Below are 14,474 nucleotides of genomic sequence, written 5' to 3' on the forward strand. Positions count from 1 at the left end.
CGGGCCTCTGGTTTGATCCTGACCGATTATATAGGAAATGATGCGCCCAACGTCCAGAGGCGCACCAGCCGCATCGCGTTATTGCGATGCCCCGGCATCGCGGTGTCGGGGGCGGGCGTGTCGGTCATGTTTGCATGTCAGGGTTGGCGCGGGCCGCGGATGTTCCAATAGAAGGATTCGAGCTTGCGGCTGGGTTTCTCGTAGAAGGTGCTTTCATAGGCGGTGTCGAGCAGGGAGGGGCTGACCACCACTTTTTGTGACAGGATTTCGAAAAAGCGGGCGATGCGCAGGTCGCGGATCTCGGCGCCGTCGCGATGGCTGATCTTGCCATAGATGGCGTAGCGGTCATTGGAATAGGACTGGCCCGCGCCTTCGATCTCGGCTCCGCAGCCGGGGATGTTGCGCGCGTTGTAGGTGATGATTTCGCGGTCTCCGATGTAGTAGAAGAACTCGCCTTTGCAGAAGGCCTCGGCGGCCTTGGCGTGTGTCTCATAGCTTTGTACCACGACGCTGGTGCTCAGCGCGGTGCTGCAGGTATTGGTCTGGTCCCGCACATAGGCGCGCAGCAGGTCGGAGAAGCTCTTGAGCTCATTGGCTTCCAGGACCTTGGGAATGCCCGAGAGCGCGGCGGTGGTGTTGCGCACATAGCCGATGAGCGGCTTGGGAGGGCACCCCCTGTTGCCGATTTTGGCGGCACCGCGATTGATCAGGCCCATGCCCGAGAGGAACAGTGGCGGCGAAAGGATAAAGCCGTGGCGGCGGGCATTGGTGATCGTGGCGGGATCACAGAGAATGTCGATCTTGTCGCCGAGATATTCCAGCCGGCTGGGTTTCGGCGTGCCGTTGAGATCATCCCAATGGATCGCGCAATCCAGGTCCACGACCTTGACATCATCATAGCTGAGGCTGGTTGAATTTGCGGGGGCGCTTACCCGCATATCGGCCAGGACCGCGTCGCAGATCTTGCTCATGTAGCCGGTATAGTTGCGCAGGGCGAGCGGAGCTTGCGGCGCAGCGCTCCAGACCTCGCGCAGATTCTCGGAATAATAGGAGAACGGCCGCGCGTGCCGGCGCACGCCGATGCGCAGCGAGTCCGTGTCGAGATGGCTGGCATAGAGATAGTCGAAGTCGGGAAGCGGGCAGCTGTTGCCGGTCCGGGTGGTGCCGGTTGTCTGGGCTGTCACGGCGGGTGCGATCAACAGCAACGCCGAGATAAGGGGGGCGAGGTGGCGCATCATTCCTCCGGGTCCTCCTGCTTGGTTGGGTCATCCAAAGCGTCCTTGTCTTTCCCGTTGTTCAGGCGGGTGCCCGGGGTTTCGGAGAACTCGACGAAAATCGCGAAGAGGATCAGGAACAGCACCGGCATCTGGGTCAGGATGAGCAGGTCGCGCGCCACGTAAGAGGTCAGCCAGAAGGCGTCGCTTTGGATTGCATCGCGGAAAGACCCGGTGTTCCACCACACGACCCAGAGGCTCTTGATGTCGATCGGCGGCAGGAACCGCAGCGTCGCCATGGGCACCAGCCAGACGGAAAAGACATAGATCGCCGCGGCCATGAGGGCGACGCCAAGGGTTGCCGGCAGGGTCCAGTCGTCATGCTTGTCGATCAGGATGAAGGTCGAGATCGAAAGCACGAAGCAGGGCACGAGATAGGCAACGAAATATTGCCAGTTCTCGACAAAAAGAAATTCGATCTGCGAGGTGGTGACATCAAATTCCGCGTTCCATACAAGCCGCAGGATGAACCCGATGGACAGGGCAAACACCCCGGTGAGCGCGGGCAGGATGGCCCCGGTCAAAAGGCGCACATAGGGCACGCGGTTCATGGTCCAGCGCCGCCAGGCGTTCTGGTCCATCTGAACGTCCTTTTCAAAGATCGACATCTGCACGACGGCGGCCACCATCAAGAGCAGCGCCAGGTTGTCAAAGAATGTCCAGGCCATCATTTGCGACTTGTTGTCCTTGCGATAGCTTGAAAGCCCGGCCTGAAACGCCTCTTTGCAATTGGGTTCAGTCACGATTTCGCCAAGTTCTTCGGGGAGTTCTGGCAGGTCAGCTTTGGAAGCGGCGCCGTCTTTCTTGAAATGGCCCCGATCGCGGCAGGCGGTATAGCTGTCTTCGACGCGTCCGAGGTGGTCATAGACTTGTTCGGCCATCAGGTCGGGATAGACCTGAACCTCTTGCAGCTTGAAGGACTGATGAATGAAAAAGCCCGCGAATGTGGCGATCACGGCGGCGAAGAACAGGGAACCGGCAAAGGAATTCTGTTCGACCTTGTAGCCGCGATCGGCAAATGCGCGCACTTTTTGCAGGGCGCTCTGGCGGTCGACATTCAGAACCGTCCGGCTGTTGCAGATGAAATAGACCGCGAACACGGCGCGGGCGCTGTTGGCGACTTCGATGGCCTTTTCGCGCAGCCGTTCAAGGCTGGATTCGTCATATTGCTGAAACTCGCTGATTTCGTCATGCAGGGTTTTCGGGCTGTCGTCCTTCGGTTCGCGGTGGCTGCCCGGTTTGCCGATGGCGTCTTCCAGGCTGGCCGAGATATCGCCCAGCTCTTTCATGCCGAGCAGCGGGAAATGGGTGGCACGTTGCCCGCCGATGATCGCGGGGCGCAACAGGTCGATCACCCGCAGGGCCTTGCAGATATCAAACAGGTATTGCTCTTTGCCTTTCGGGCGGTTGTCGTCGGCATCGCCGTCGGGCCTTGGGGTCTTCTGGATCAGCAGCGACGCAATCAGGCCTTGGCCGCTCCGGGCATTCCTTCCCGTCCGTCCGGGTTCCAGCGGCAGCCTTGTCACCGTCAGAAGGTCCGCCATCGACAGCGGCGCGATGTCGTCTGATGGCAGCTGTTTCAGCTTGTCGCGAAAGCTCGCCATCAGGGGGCCGGTGGGCGGGGTGGTTTCCGAGAGGAAGTCGGGATCCTGCAACCGGTCGAGCACCTGGTAAACACCGCGCGGTACCCCGGCGAGCCGATGGGCAAGGGTGCGGATATGCAGCTCGATATTGCGGGTGGCCCCGACCGAATAGAAGGCGATGATAAAGGCCGAGATGAACAGCGGCTTGCCATAATCGGTGCCCGAAAGGTTCAACGGATCGCTTTCGGGGCCCAGCGTCGTGCCGGTGGCACCGACCAGGTTGGCGGCGGCTTTGGAATTGTAGATCAGTTCGATCAGCTCGGTCGAGGACAGCAGGATCGCGTAGCTGATCAGATAGAGCAGCGAATAGACGTAAAAGCCGAAATTCCATTCGCGCGGCGAACACAGGTGCCGCGCTTCGAGATGTTCGAGAATGCCATAGAACGCAAAGGGGTGATGCTTGGCCGAGACCGAGTAGTTGCGCCGCGCCTCGATCACAAGCGTGATCGCGCCGAAAAGCACAACCCCGGCGTATATCAGGTTATTCATCTGTCAGGTTTCGCCCGCGTCAGGGGCAGCGTTCGACGGTCGGATTGCACGGCCCGGCGGCGGGATTGCCCGGCCCCCGCAACATGTCGACCGGTAGCACCGAGACGGATAGGATGACGCAGAAAAACGCGCACTTCATGCTGACACTCCAAAAAATAACATAGTCAATAAAAGGTTAACGTAGCATGATTCTCGAAATTCGGCAACTTTGAGGCGAATTGCTCGCGTAAATGCCCTCAGGGAACGGTTGTGGCGCGGTCGAGACCTACCCGCACGCATCACGAAAGGGGGCTCAGAACGGGTTGATGTCGTCGGGCCAGCGGCGGGGATGTTCGCTGATGATCAGCAGCACGTCGGCACCGGGCAGATCGGCGCGCATATCCGCGATCATGCGCAGGTTGATGTCGTCGATACGCGCGGCGGTGATCGCCGTGCCGGGGTCGTAATAGGCGGTGACGAAATGGCTGCGGCCCTGTTTGATCACCGACAGATCGGTGAGCGTTCCGCCATATTCGGCAATCGCCGGGCGGATCGCGCGGCGGGCGGTGGCGAGTGTGGCGGGGCTGGCGGTGACCCCGGCGAGTTCCCCCATGCCGGCCATCAGGTCGCGGCGGTACTGGCCGACCACGAAGAGGCAGAGGAGCAGCACGACAATCGAGTCGCCAATGGGGGCAATCGGGCCAAGGAACCCGTCGCGAAACACGTAGACCGCCCCGAGCCCGGCGGCCGCGGCGGCGGTGATGATCCCGTCGAACATCGACGCCTTGGCTTCGAGCCGCAAGATGTCGCTGCTCTTGCCGGTGCGCGACCACGTGTGGCGATGCAGTGCCCAGAGCAGGAAACAGGTCACGCCGATCACCGCGAAATAGATCAGCAGGGGCGCATAGACGAGCTGCGGCGGGGTGCCGCCGCTGAGATAGTCATAGATGTTCATGCTGGCTGTCGCCACGGCGAACAACACCAGCCCGAGCAGCGACAGGGCGCGGAACGTGGTGAACAGCGCCTCGTCCGCCGCGTATCCCATGGGGCGCAGCCGGTCGGGCCCGGCCTCGACCTTCTGGCTGATCCGCCGCCCGAGAAAGGCCGCGGTGAACCCGATCAGCGAGAACAGGCCGTCGGTCATGACCGCGATCGAGTTCGACAATATGGCAGCGGCGATCCCGGCGGCGGCCATGAACAGGTTGCCCCACATGCCAATGACAAGCGCACGGGATTCGATCCTTTTCACCAAATGGGCGTCGTTGGTCACAGGGCGAGACATGGGACGGTTTCAGACATACAGGAAATCCGAATAGGTCAGGGTTTGGGTGATCCCTTCGAGCAGGATCGAGCAATCCGGATCGGGCGAATTCAGGTTCCATTCCAGGAGCAGACCCATGTTGGTCAGGGTCTGTGACGGCGCGGGCGAACCCGCCGGGCCATAGCCGGTGATCTCGATGGAATCCGTTCCAATCTGGTAGTCCTTGATCGTCGCCTGATGGGCGGCAGTGCCTTGGCGAAAGACGAATGTGTCCTGTCCGGCACCGCCATAAAGGATGTCCTTGCCGGTTCCGGCGACGAGCACATCATTGCCGCTACCGCCACGCAGCACGTCGTTGCCAAGCCCGCCATCAAGCGTGTCCTTGCCCGCGCCACCGTTAAGCGTATCTGCGCCACGCCCGCCAAAGAGGTCATCGTGGCCCTTTTTGCCAAAGAGCGTATCGGCACCTTTCCTGCCATGGATGATGTCGTCGGTCGCGTTGGTGCCGGACAGGACATTGGCCTTTCGATTGCCTGTGATATCGCCGGCATAATTGGGCAGGTCTGCCAGTTCGAGGCGGCGCACCACGGTTTCGCGGTAGCCGTTTCCGATGGAGCCGAGAACAGCGAGAGCGGTGCCGTCGTCCTGCACCGCGATATATGGTTTGGTGTTGTTGGTATCGGTTCGGTTCGAGGGCAAGGTGATCTCTGGCCCGATTGGGCGGCCGGTTGGGCCGAATTCCTGTGCATGGGCGATGTACGGATTGCTTGTGCCAAAGCGATCGTCGCGTTCCTCCCATGTCATAAGGAAGCCACCGCTTGCCGTTGCGGCGATGTCGACGGTGTCGATTGCCTGCGTATCGGAGAGTTGGTAGCGGGTTCCAATCAGGTTTCCATTGGCATCAAATCGCTGCCCCCAGACGCCGCCAGCCCCCGCAAAAGCGCCCGCAGTATAGCCCCCGTCTTCCCAGGCCACGATGTAATCGCCGCTGGCCAGATTGGCGATGACAGGATTGCTGGCAATGTTGCGTGTGCCATAGCTTTCCACGAGCAGATCGACCCGGGTGTCTTCTATCAGTGTGCCATCCGCTTTGGTGATCAGGCGGGCAATGCCGCCATTTCCCGCATCGACGGCGATGGCAACATTGCCATTATCCAGTTGCGTGGCCGCGGGGTTGAATGCGGCGCTGTCTATATCGAGGATCTGGCGGTTGCCTTTTGCCCCGGCAAAGCTGACATCCACGGTTTCAAGCAACCAGTTCAGCGCGCCATTCTGGTCGGCATAGATTGCGCGCACACCGTTTTCGGTTTCGATCAATATGGGGTTCGTGAAGAGGCCCGCATCCGAGTCCGTGTCAAGCCTGATGCGCTTGCTTGTCGGGTTTCCGGCGGCATCGAAGTAACGCATGTAGACCGGGTGCTTTCCACCGGCGACTGATAAACTGGCAACCCATGTCATTGCAAAACCACCGTCTGACAGGGCGAGCAGGCTGCCATAGGCTTCGCCCGAGTTTGCGGATTTGGTCGGGGTCAGGATGCCGCTCACGGCGTTGCCGTTTTCATCAAGTACAACGAACGCGTCACGCCCATAAGTATCATTGGGGCCGCGATGGCCGGCGATGGCAACGACATAGCCGCCACCCTTGAGCGCGATGAGATCCGTAGGAGTCAATGTGCCCAACACGGGCAATGCAGAGTCCTTTCCAATCGGGTTTGCCATGAATTGCGTCCTTGTATGAAAACGGGTTCAGGTTGGCAGGAATTACAAGCAGTATTGAGTGCTTTCAGTCGTTGATGTCGTCCTTGAAGGTTTTGACCTGTCCCTTGGGCAAGGCGAAATAGCGGCGCAGCACCAGCCATGCCGCCAGCGACAGCGCCGCGAATATCAGCAACAGCGCGGGCAGCGAGACCGTCAGGCCAAGCGCCAGCAGGACCGCGACCACGACCGCGCCGATTGCAAAGCCGAGAAAGATGAAACCGGGGGCCAGGATTTCGGCGATGCCGAGGATCAGGGCCAGGCAGACCCATGCCCACCAGAGCGCCCAGAGCACCATCAGGCCTTGCCCTTGAGCATCTTGAACGCGTCGCCAAAGGCTTCGAGCGCGTTGGCGGGAACGAGGATGGTCTGTTTGCCATCGCCCGCGCCCAGCTTGTTCAGCGCCTCGACCTGCTTTAGCGCGACCTGGTATTGCGCGGCTTCCAGGCCGTTTTCCTTGATCGCGGTGGCCACGACCGAGGTGGCGTAGGCTTCGGCATCGGCCTGGATGCGGCGAGCCTTGGCGGTCTGCTCGGCGGCATAGAGCTCGGCATCGGCGTTGAGCTCGACGGCGCGTTTCTGCCCCTCGGCCTCGGTGACCTGCGCGCGGCGGGCACGTTCGGCGTTGAGCTGTTGCAGCATCGCGTCGCGGGTGGCCTGATCGAGATTGACATCCAGGATCTCGGCGCGGGTGACTTCGATGCCCCAGTCATCGACCGCATCTTCGACGCTCTTCTGGATCTGACCGATCAGCTGGGCCCGATTGGATTGCACCTCGTCCAGATCCATCTTGCCGATCTCGGCGCGCACGATCCCGGCGACGGTGGTGGCGATGGCCCCGTCCACGTCACGGATGCGATAGACCGTCTTTTCCGGTTCAAGAATGCGGTAGAACACCGATGTATCGATCTGGACCAGCACGTTGTCTTTGGTGATGGCGTCCTGCGTGGCATTGGGCAGCTGGCGTTCGAGGATCGAGATCTTGTGTTTCACCACGTCCAGAAAGGGCACGATGAAGTTGATGCCCGGCCCAAGTACCGAGTGCAGGCGGCCAAACCGTTCGACCACGTGTTTTTCCGATTGCGGCACGATGCGCACGCCCTTGAAGATGATGAGGACGAGAAAGATCGCGCCAAAGATGAAGATGCCGCTTTCACTCAGAAGGGCATAGATCTGATCTTGGCTCATGGGACGTCCTCGGGTTGTTGTGCCACTTCCTTTTCACCGTATCATGCGGGTAATTCAAGGCCGGCTGGGGCAGGGCGCAGATGCCGCGGCATATCGGGCCGGAAAATCGGCATGAGGCCGGGTTGGGCTTTGCATTTCGATGCCGGAGCGGTAACGGAAAGACATGACAGAGAGATTTTCCTTTGCGCTGAGCGCAACCGATGGCAAGGCCCGCACCGGGGTGATTTCAACACCGCGCGGAGAGATCCGCACACCGGCTTTCATGCCGGTGGGCACGGCGGCGACCGTCAAGGCGATGATGCCCGAGAGCGTGCGGGCGACGGGGGCCGACATATTGCTGGGCAATACCTATCACCTGATGCTGCGCCCGACGGCGGAACGCATCGACCGGCTGGGCGGGTTGCACAGGTTCATGAACTGGGAGCGGCCGATCCTGACGGATTCCGGCGGCTTTCAGGTGATGAGCCTTGCCGGGCTGCGCAAGCTGACCGAAGAGGGGGTGACGTTCAAATCGCATATCGACGGGTCGAAACACGCGCTGACACCGGAACGCAGCATGGAGATCCAGCGGCTGTTGGGGTCGGATATCGTGATGTGTTTTGACGAATGCCCGGCCTTGCCCGCCGACAAGGCGCGCATTGCCGAGAGCATGCAATTGTCGATGCGGTGGGCGGCGCGGTCGCGCGAGGCGTTTGGCGACCGGCCGGGCCATGCGTTGTTTGGTATCCAGCAGGGCGGGCTGGAACAGGATTTGCGCGCGGAATCGGCCGCAGCCCTGCGCGGGATCGGATTTGACGGTTATGCGATCGGCGGGCTGGCCGTGGGCGAGGGGCAGGAGGCGATGTTTGGCTGTCTGGAGTTTGCGCCCGGCATGCTGCCCGAGGACAAGCCGCGCTATTTGATGGGGGTGGGTAAACCCGATGACATCGTGGGCGCGGTGGCGCGCGGGGTGGACATGATGGATTGTGTGTTGCCAAGCCGGTCGGGGCGCACGGGGCAGGTGTTTACCAGGCGCGGTGTGCTCAATATCAAGAACGCCCGGCACCAGGACGATCCGCGCCCGCTGGACGAGGCGTGCAGCTGCCCGGCCTGTCGCAACTATTCAAGGGCCTACCTGCACCACGTGTTCCGCAGCCAGGAGATCATCTCGTCGATGCTGCTGACCTGGCACAACCTGCATTATTTCCAGGAGATCATGGCGGGGATGCGGGAGGCGATTTCTGCCGGGACCTTTGATACATGGCAGGCCGGCTTTCACGCGCAGCGCGCGCAAGGGGATATCGAACCGCTCTGACGATCGTGCGGCGCTGTTGGCCTCGCGGCCAAGGCGCCCCGCCCGCCGTCCCGTCGGCGCGGGCATTGGCAGGTTTTCCGGTTGCAGGGGCAAATGCACCCTTGTCCTGACCGGATGCACGCGCCATTGTGACCCCCCGAAGAGGCACCGAGGTTGAATTGGCCGGCGAAGGCCCCACCTTAGGCACCTGAGACCGGAGATGGCCGTGTGTTGCCGCAAAGCGGGACGAGCGCCATCTTGCCAATGATAAGGACAGAGCATGCAAGAGCCCCTGAATTCCTCCTACCCCGTCCTGCCGCTGCGCGACATCGTGGTGTTTCCGCACATGATCGTTCCGCTGTTCGTAGGCCGGGAGAAGTCGGTGCGCGCGCTGGAAGAGGTGATGGCCGACGACAAGCAGATCCTGCTGTCGAGCCAGATCGAACCGAGCGAGGACGATCCCGATACCAATGGCATCTACGCCGCGGGCGTGCTGGCCAACGTGTTGCAGTTGCTGAAATTGCCCGACGGTACGGTGAAGGTGTTGGTTGAGGGCCAGGCCCGCGTGCGGATCACCGAATATCTGGACAATGACAGTTTCTTTGAGGCCCGCGCCGAGTACCTGACCGAGATGCCGGGGGATGTGACAACCACCGAAGCGTTGGTGCGTTCGGTTGGCGATGAGTTCGAGCGCTATGCCAAGGTGCGCAAGAATATCCCGGAAGAGGCACTGGCGGCGGTGGGCGAATCCACCGAGCCCGCCAAGCTGGCGGATCTCGTGGCGGGGCATCTCGGGATCGAGGTGGCGCAGAAGCAGGAATTGCTCGAGACGCTGTCGATCAGCGAGCGGCTGGAGAAGGTCTATGGCCTGATGCAGGGCGAGTTGTCGGTGTTGCAGGTCGAGAAAAAGATCAAGACACGCGTCAAGAGCCAGATGGAGAAGACCCAGCGGGAATATTATCTGAATGAGCAGATGAAGGCCATTCAGAAGGAACTTGGCGATGGGGAAGAGGGTGAAGGCGAGATTGCCGAGCTGGAAGCCAAGATCGCCGAGACCAAGCTGAGCAAGGAAGCGCGCGAAAAGGCCGAGGCGGAACTCAAGAAGCTCAAGAACATGAGCCCGATGAGCGCCGAGGCGACGGTTGTGCGCAATTACCTTGACTGGATGCTGTCGATCCCGTGGGGCGTCAGGTCGCGCGTCAAGAAAGACCTGGGCAAGGCGCAGCAGGTTCTGGACAACGACCACTATGGCCTGGAGAAGGTCAAGGAACGGATCGTCGAATACCTCGCGGTGCAGCAGCGCAGCAAGAAGATGAAAGGCCCGATCATGTGTCTGGTCGGCCCTCCGGGTGTCGGCAAGACCAGCCTTGGCAAATCGGTGGCCAAGGCCACGGGCCGCGAATTCATCCGGATTTCGCTGGGCGGGGTGCGCGATGAAAGCGAGATTCGCGGTCACCGCCGGACCTATATCGGTTCGATGCCGGGCAAGATCATCCAGGCGCTGAAAAAGGCCAAGACCACGAACCCGCTGATCCTGTTGGATGAAATCGACAAGATGGGCCAGGATTTCCGGGGTGATCCGGCGAGTGCGATGCTCGAGGTTCTGGACCCGGAACAGAACAACACGTTCATGGATCACTATCTCGAGGTTGAATATGACCTGAGCAACGTGATGTTCCTGACCACGTCGAACTCGTACAACATGCCAGGGCCGCTTCTGGACCGGATGGAGATCATCCCGCTGGCCGGCTATACCGAGGACGAGAAACGCGAGATTGCCAAGCAGCACCTGATTGGCAAGCAGGTCAAGAACCACGGGCTCAAGGCCAAGGAGTTCGAGCTGACCGACGCGGCGCTGACCGAGATCATCCGTACCTATACCCGCGAGGCGGGGGTGCGGAACCTGGAACGCGAGATCGCCAAGGTGGCCCGCAAGAGCCTGACCAGGATCGTCAAGGGCGAGGCCGAGAGCGTATCGGTGACGCCGGAGAACCTCGACGATTTCCTGGGGGTCAAGAAGTACCGCTATGGCCTGGCCGAGCAGGAAGACCAGATCGGCGTCGTGACCGGGCTGGCCTATACCAGTGTCGGGGGCGAGTTGCTGCCGATCGAGGCGTTGCGCCTGCCGGGCAAGGGGCGGATGAAGACCACCGGCAAGCTGGGTGACGTGATGAAGGAAAGCATCGACGCGGCCAGCTCCTATGTGCGGTCCATCAGCCCGCAGATCGGGGTAAAGCCGCCGCGGTTCGACCGGTTGGACATCCACGTGCACGTACCGGACGGGGCCACACCCAAGGACGGTCCGAGCGCCGGTCTCGCGATGGTGACATCAATCGTGTCGGTTCTGACCCAGATTCCGGTGCGCAAGGATATCGCGATGACTGGCGAGGTTTCGCTGCGCGGCAATGCGATGCCGATTGGCGGGCTCAAGGAGAAACTGCTGGCGGCGTTGCGCGGTGGCATCAAGACGGTTCTCATTCCGGAAGAGAATGAAAAGGACCTGGCGGATATCCCTGACAACGTGAAGGACGGGCTGGACATCATTCCGGTCAAACACGTGTCCGAAGTGCTGAAGCACGCGCTGGTCGGCGAACCGGAAGCGATTGAATGGGACGAGGCGGCGGAAGAAGAGGCCGCCGCCGCGCGGGCCGCGCTGGCGCCTTCGGATGACGGCACGAGCGCGCGCGCGCACTGAAACTGAGCATGTCTCAAATGGGGGCGGTCCGGTGACGGGCCGCCCCTTTGCATTGCTGGCAATCGCACGGTTGATCCGCTAGCGTCCGATCACGGCGGTACATATGAAAGGTAGGCCAAGATGACTGTTTCCACCCCGACCGAGACCGGCGGCGCACCAGTCGGCGAGATGAAAAAGAAGGAACTGGTCGACCTGGTGGTCAGCCGTTCGGGAATCAAGAAGAAAGACGCCAAGCCGGTGGTCGAGGCCATGCTGGCGGTTCTGGGAGAATCAATTGCCGAGGGGCGCGAGCTGAACCTTCAGCCATTCGGCAAGCTGCGCATCAACCGCAAGGTCGAAAAAGACAATGGCCGCGTCACGGTTTGCAAGCTGCGCCAGACATCGAATGCAACAAGTGACACGACAGCCCTTGCAGAGGCGGCGCAAGACGGTTAATACCCCGCCTCACGGGTGATTAGCTCAGTGGTAGAGCGCTTCGTTCACATCGAAGATGTCAGGAGTTCAAATCTCTTATCACCCACCAGGTTTCGGGGCGCGGCCATTGGCGGCGCCCCATTTCGTTGCCGGGGTATGTCATGTCCTTTCCCGAGTTTCTTATCCTGCGCCACGGCGAAACCGAATGGAATCGCGAAGGGCGGATGCAGGGCGGTCTGGATTCGGTGCTGACCGCGGCAGGCCAGGCCCAGGCGCGGCGTCAGAATGCGATCCTGAGGGCGTTTGGCGTGGCCGGGTGGTCCTGGTACGCCAGCCCACAGGGGCGGGCGATGAACACCGCACGCATCGCCGCCGAGGGGCTGGAGGCGGAGATCCTTGCCGACGCCCGGCTGCGTGAAATCGGCGTGGGTGGTTGGACCGGGATGCGGCGCAGCGAGATCGCCGCGCGCAACCCGCAGCTGTTCGAAACCGACGGGCTGGCCTGGTATGACCATGCGCCGGGGGGGGAGGGGCTGCTGGCGCTCGCGAGTCGTGCCAACGAATTCTTGCGTGACCTTCGCGGGCCTGCGGTGCTTGTGACACATGGCATCACGTCGCGGGTGATCCGCTGTCTCGCGCAGGGGTTGCCGGTCGAGGCCTTTGACACGATCGGCGGCGGGCAGGGGGTGGTTTACCACATTCGAAACGGCGAGAGTCGATTGTTGTCATAAGGGCTTGCACGTCCCGCGCGCTTTTCGTAAACGCATCGCCACGGGTGATTAGCTCAGTTGGTAGAGCGCTTCGTTTACACCGAAGATGTCGGGAGTTCGAGTCTCTCATCACCCACCATTCCCGCCGATCCGCATGATCCCCGAGCGCTTTGGGGGGGGTACATGCCGTCCTGACGGCTCAGCCTTGCCTGGCAAAAAAGGCACGCAATTGCGGCAAGAGCCAATCCCATACCCGCGGCAGGCCGCGTTTGACCGGAACACCGACACGCTGTTCCAACTGCGCCAGCGTCACATCATATTCGGTCCAGCTACCGCCGCCGGTCACGAGATTGGCAATCGGGGTTTGCAGGCGGTCGATGCTCTTGGCGAATATGGCGTCGGGGGTGGAGGCGGCCTCGAATTCATCCCACAGGGCGCGAAAGCTGCTGGCCTGATCCCCGGGCAGCAGTCCAAACAGCCGCTCGGCCGCCGCGGCCTCCTTGGCGGCCATTGCCGCGTGGTCCACATGACCGTGAATCGGCGCATCACCGGCATCGATCTCGACAATGTCGTGCAGCAGCAGCATCCGCAGCACCCGGTTGATATCGACATCCGGGCCGGCCTGCTCCGAGAGCACCAGCGCATAGAGCATGATGTGCCAGCTGTGTTCCGCCGAGTTCTCGCGGCGCGATCCGTCGATCAGCCGCGAGGCGCGCAGGATCGACTTGAGCTTGTCGGCTTCGCGCAGAAAGGCGATCTGGGCTTCCAGCCGGCCGCTCATCCCGCGTCTTGCCCGCGCGCCGCGCCCTTGGCGGCGGCAAGTTTGCCATTCAGCAGCCGGCGCGCCGCGCGTTCGGCGAGCCGCACCCGGATAGCGGTCAGATAGGCCTCTTCCAAAGTCTGCGACGAGGCCCCGATCAGCGCTCCGATCTCGACATAGAGTCGTTCATCGCCGGTGATCCTCATGGCCTCGACCGTGTCGTCGGCCAGCTTGGCGGCTATGGTGTCCAGGCTGCTCATCGCGTGGCTTGCCCGCTCAGCGCGATGTTTCGGTCAGCCTGCGCTTCACGTAATCGCTGACATTGCCGATCATGGTGTCCATGTGCGGCTCCTGGAAAAAGTGGTCGGCCCCTTCGATCTCCTGGTGGGTGATCGTGATTCCCTTTTGTTCGTGCAGCTTGTTCACCAGCGATACCGTATCGGCGGGCGGCGCGACACGGTCGGCCGTGCCGTTGATGATCAGGCCCGACGAGGGGCAGGGCGCCAGGAACGAGAAGTCGTACATGTTGGCCGGAGGCGACACGCTGATGAACCCGGTGATCTCCGGGCGGCGCATCAACAGCTGCATGCCGATCCACGCACCGAACGAGAATCCGGCGACCCAGCAATGCTTGGAGTTGTTGTTCATCGATTGCAGATAGTCCAGCGCGCTTGCCGCATCCGACAATTCGCCGATTCCCTGATCGTATTCGCCCTGGCTGCGTCCGACGCCGCGGAAATTGAAGCGCAGCACCGTAAAGCCCATGTTGTAAAAGGCATAATGCAGGTTGTAGACGACCTTGTTGTTCATCGTCCCGCCAAATTGCGGATGCGGATGCAGCACGATGGCGATCGGCGCGTCCTTTTCCTTTTGGGGGTGGTAACGGCCTTCAAGGCGGCCATCGGGTCCGGGAAAGATGACCTCGGGCATTTGGCGGTAAGTCCTGTCTGTTTCTGCTCAGGTGCCGCGAAATTCTTGACGAATTCGCTAGGCCACCTTAGAACGGTTCTAATTGGGCGCGCGAGCGTTGCCT

The 14,474-nt window shown here is 61.4% G+C and carries 13 protein-coding genes and 2 tRNA genes; 6 read left to right on the top strand and 9 right to left on the bottom strand.

The genetic code is table 11. The features are described from left to right. Nucleotides 1-137: 137 nt before the first annotated feature. From ACP15R_RS09470 to ACP15R_RS09495, 6 genes are all read right to left on the bottom strand, one after another. Nucleotides 138-1,238 (bottom strand): substrate-binding periplasmic protein, encoded by a 1,101-nt coding sequence (locus ACP15R_RS09470; protein WP_424986155.1) that lies wholly within the window; start codon nt 1,236-1,238, stop codon nt 138-140. Next, the gene (locus ACP15R_RS09475) at nt 1,235-3,406 is read right to left on the bottom strand and encodes a hypothetical protein (protein WP_424986156.1); all 2,172 of its coding nucleotides are present in this window, start codon (nt 3,404-3,406) and stop codon (nt 1,235-1,237) included. The genes ACP15R_RS09470 and ACP15R_RS09475 overlap by 4 nt, the downstream gene beginning before the upstream one ends. A 292-nt stretch (nt 3,407-3,698) precedes the next feature. Beyond that, nucleotides 3,699-4,634, bottom strand: coding sequence for a cation transporter (locus ACP15R_RS09480; protein WP_424986157.1), 936 nt, complete (start codon nt 4,632-4,634; stop codon nt 3,699-3,701). Nucleotides 4,635-4,676: 42 nt separating this feature from the next. Continuing rightward, entirely contained in the window at nt 4,677-6,365 is a 1,689-nt protein-coding gene (locus ACP15R_RS09485) for a calcium-binding protein (protein ID WP_424986158.1), read from the bottom strand. Between the two features lie 64 nt (nt 6,366-6,429). Then, complete coding sequence (locus ACP15R_RS09490; RefSeq protein ID WP_424986159.1) at nt 6,430-6,699, bottom strand: NfeD family protein; 270 nt, start codon at nt 6,697-6,699, stop codon at nt 6,430-6,432. After that, the gene (locus ACP15R_RS09495) at nt 6,699-7,589 is read right to left on the bottom strand and encodes an SPFH domain-containing protein (protein WP_424986160.1); all 891 of its coding nucleotides are present in this window, start codon (nt 7,587-7,589) and stop codon (nt 6,699-6,701) included. Before ACP15R_RS09495 ends, ACP15R_RS09490 begins: the two co-directional genes overlap by 1 nt. A 163-nt stretch (nt 7,590-7,752) precedes the next feature. Here ACP15R_RS09495 and tgt point away from each other — a divergent pair, with 163 nt between their 5' ends. The 6 genes from tgt to ACP15R_RS09525 all read left to right on the top strand — a co-directional run bounded on the left by tgt (nt 7,753) and on the right by ACP15R_RS09525 (nt 12,820). Further along, nucleotides 7,753-8,883 (top strand): tRNA guanosine(34) transglycosylase Tgt, encoded by a 1,131-nt coding sequence (tgt, locus tag ACP15R_RS09500; protein ID WP_424986161.1) that lies wholly within the window; start codon nt 7,753-7,755, stop codon nt 8,881-8,883. 259 nt (nt 8,884-9,142) lie between these two features. Then, a complete protein-coding gene (lon, locus tag ACP15R_RS09505; RefSeq protein ID WP_424986162.1) occupies nt 9,143-11,557 on the top strand; it encodes an endopeptidase La in 2,415 nt (804 codons plus the stop codon). Nucleotides 11,558-11,677: 120 nt separating this feature from the next. Further along, the gene (locus ACP15R_RS09510) at nt 11,678-11,992 is read left to right on the top strand and encodes an HU family DNA-binding protein (RefSeq protein WP_424986163.1); all 315 of its coding nucleotides are present in this window, start codon (nt 11,678-11,680) and stop codon (nt 11,990-11,992) included. 13 nt (nt 11,993-12,005) lie between these two features. Further along, nucleotides 12,006-12,080, top strand: a tRNA-Val gene (locus tag ACP15R_RS09515). 52 nt (nt 12,081-12,132) lie between these two features. Next, the gene (locus ACP15R_RS09520; RefSeq protein ID WP_424986164.1) at nt 12,133-12,702 is read left to right on the top strand and encodes a histidine phosphatase family protein; all 570 of its coding nucleotides are present in this window, start codon (nt 12,133-12,135) and stop codon (nt 12,700-12,702) included. Between the two features lie 42 nt (nt 12,703-12,744). Next, nucleotides 12,745-12,820: transfer RNA gene (locus ACP15R_RS09525), tRNA-Val, on the top strand. 60 nt (nt 12,821-12,880) lie between these two features. On the opposite strand, the gene ACP15R_RS09530 is transcribed toward ACP15R_RS09525, so the two are convergent. The 3 genes from ACP15R_RS09530 to ACP15R_RS09540 are packed head-to-tail and all read right to left on the bottom strand — an operon-like array spanning nt 12,881 to nt 14,371. Continuing rightward, nucleotides 12,881-13,462, bottom strand: a complete 582-nt coding sequence (locus ACP15R_RS09530) for an HD domain-containing protein (protein ID WP_424986165.1) — start codon at nt 13,460-13,462, stop codon at nt 12,881-12,883. Next, nucleotides 13,459-13,701 carry a hypothetical protein gene (locus ACP15R_RS09535; RefSeq protein ID WP_424986166.1) on the bottom strand — a complete coding sequence of 81 codons (243 nt, stop codon included), beginning with the start codon at nt 13,699-13,701 and terminating at the stop codon, nt 13,459-13,461. Before ACP15R_RS09535 ends, ACP15R_RS09530 begins: the two co-directional genes overlap by 4 nt. Nucleotides 13,702-13,717: 16 nt before the next feature. Further along, nucleotides 13,718-14,371, bottom strand: coding sequence for an alpha/beta hydrolase (locus tag ACP15R_RS09540; RefSeq protein ID WP_424986167.1), 654 nt, complete (start codon nt 14,369-14,371; stop codon nt 13,718-13,720). Between the last annotated feature and the right edge of the window lie 103 nt (nt 14,372-14,474).

The organism is Microbulbifer sp. S227A, from assembly GCF_049800935.1.

Coding starts and splice junctions, on each gene's coding strand:
- ACP15R_RS09470 (WP_424986155.1), bottom strand. CDS start 1,238: ATGATGCGCCACCTCGCCCCCCTTATCTCGGCGTTGCTGTTGATCGCA.
- ACP15R_RS09475 (WP_424986156.1), bottom strand. CDS start 3,406: ATGAATAACCTGATATACGCCGGGGTTGTGCTTTTCGGCGCGATCACG.
- ACP15R_RS09485 (WP_424986158.1), bottom strand. CDS start 6,365: ATGGCAAACCCGATTGGAAAGGACTCTGCATTGCCCGTGTTGGGCACA.
- ACP15R_RS09490 (WP_424986159.1), bottom strand. CDS start 6,699: ATGGTGCTCTGGGCGCTCTGGTGGGCATGGGTCTGCCTGGCCCTGATC.
- ACP15R_RS09495 (WP_424986160.1), bottom strand. CDS start 7,589: ATGAGCCAAGATCAGATCTATGCCCTTCTGAGTGAAAGCGGCATCTTC.
- tgt (WP_424986161.1), top strand. CDS start 7,753: ATGACAGAGAGATTTTCCTTTGCGCTGAGCGCAACCGATGGCAAGGCC.
- lon (WP_424986162.1), top strand. CDS start 9,143: ATGCAAGAGCCCCTGAATTCCTCCTACCCCGTCCTGCCGCTGCGCGAC.
- ACP15R_RS09510 (WP_424986163.1), top strand. CDS start 11,678: ATGACTGTTTCCACCCCGACCGAGACCGGCGGCGCACCAGTCGGCGAG.
- ACP15R_RS09520 (WP_424986164.1), top strand. CDS start 12,133: ATGTCCTTTCCCGAGTTTCTTATCCTGCGCCACGGCGAAACCGAATGG.
- ACP15R_RS09530 (WP_424986165.1), bottom strand. CDS start 13,462: ATGAGCGGCCGGCTGGAAGCCCAGATCGCCTTTCTGCGCGAAGCCGAC.
- ACP15R_RS09535 (WP_424986166.1), bottom strand. CDS start 13,701: ATGAGCAGCCTGGACACCATAGCCGCCAAGCTGGCCGACGACACGGTC.
- ACP15R_RS09540 (WP_424986167.1), bottom strand. CDS start 14,371: ATGCCCGAGGTCATCTTTCCCGGACCCGATGGCCGCCTTGAAGGCCGT.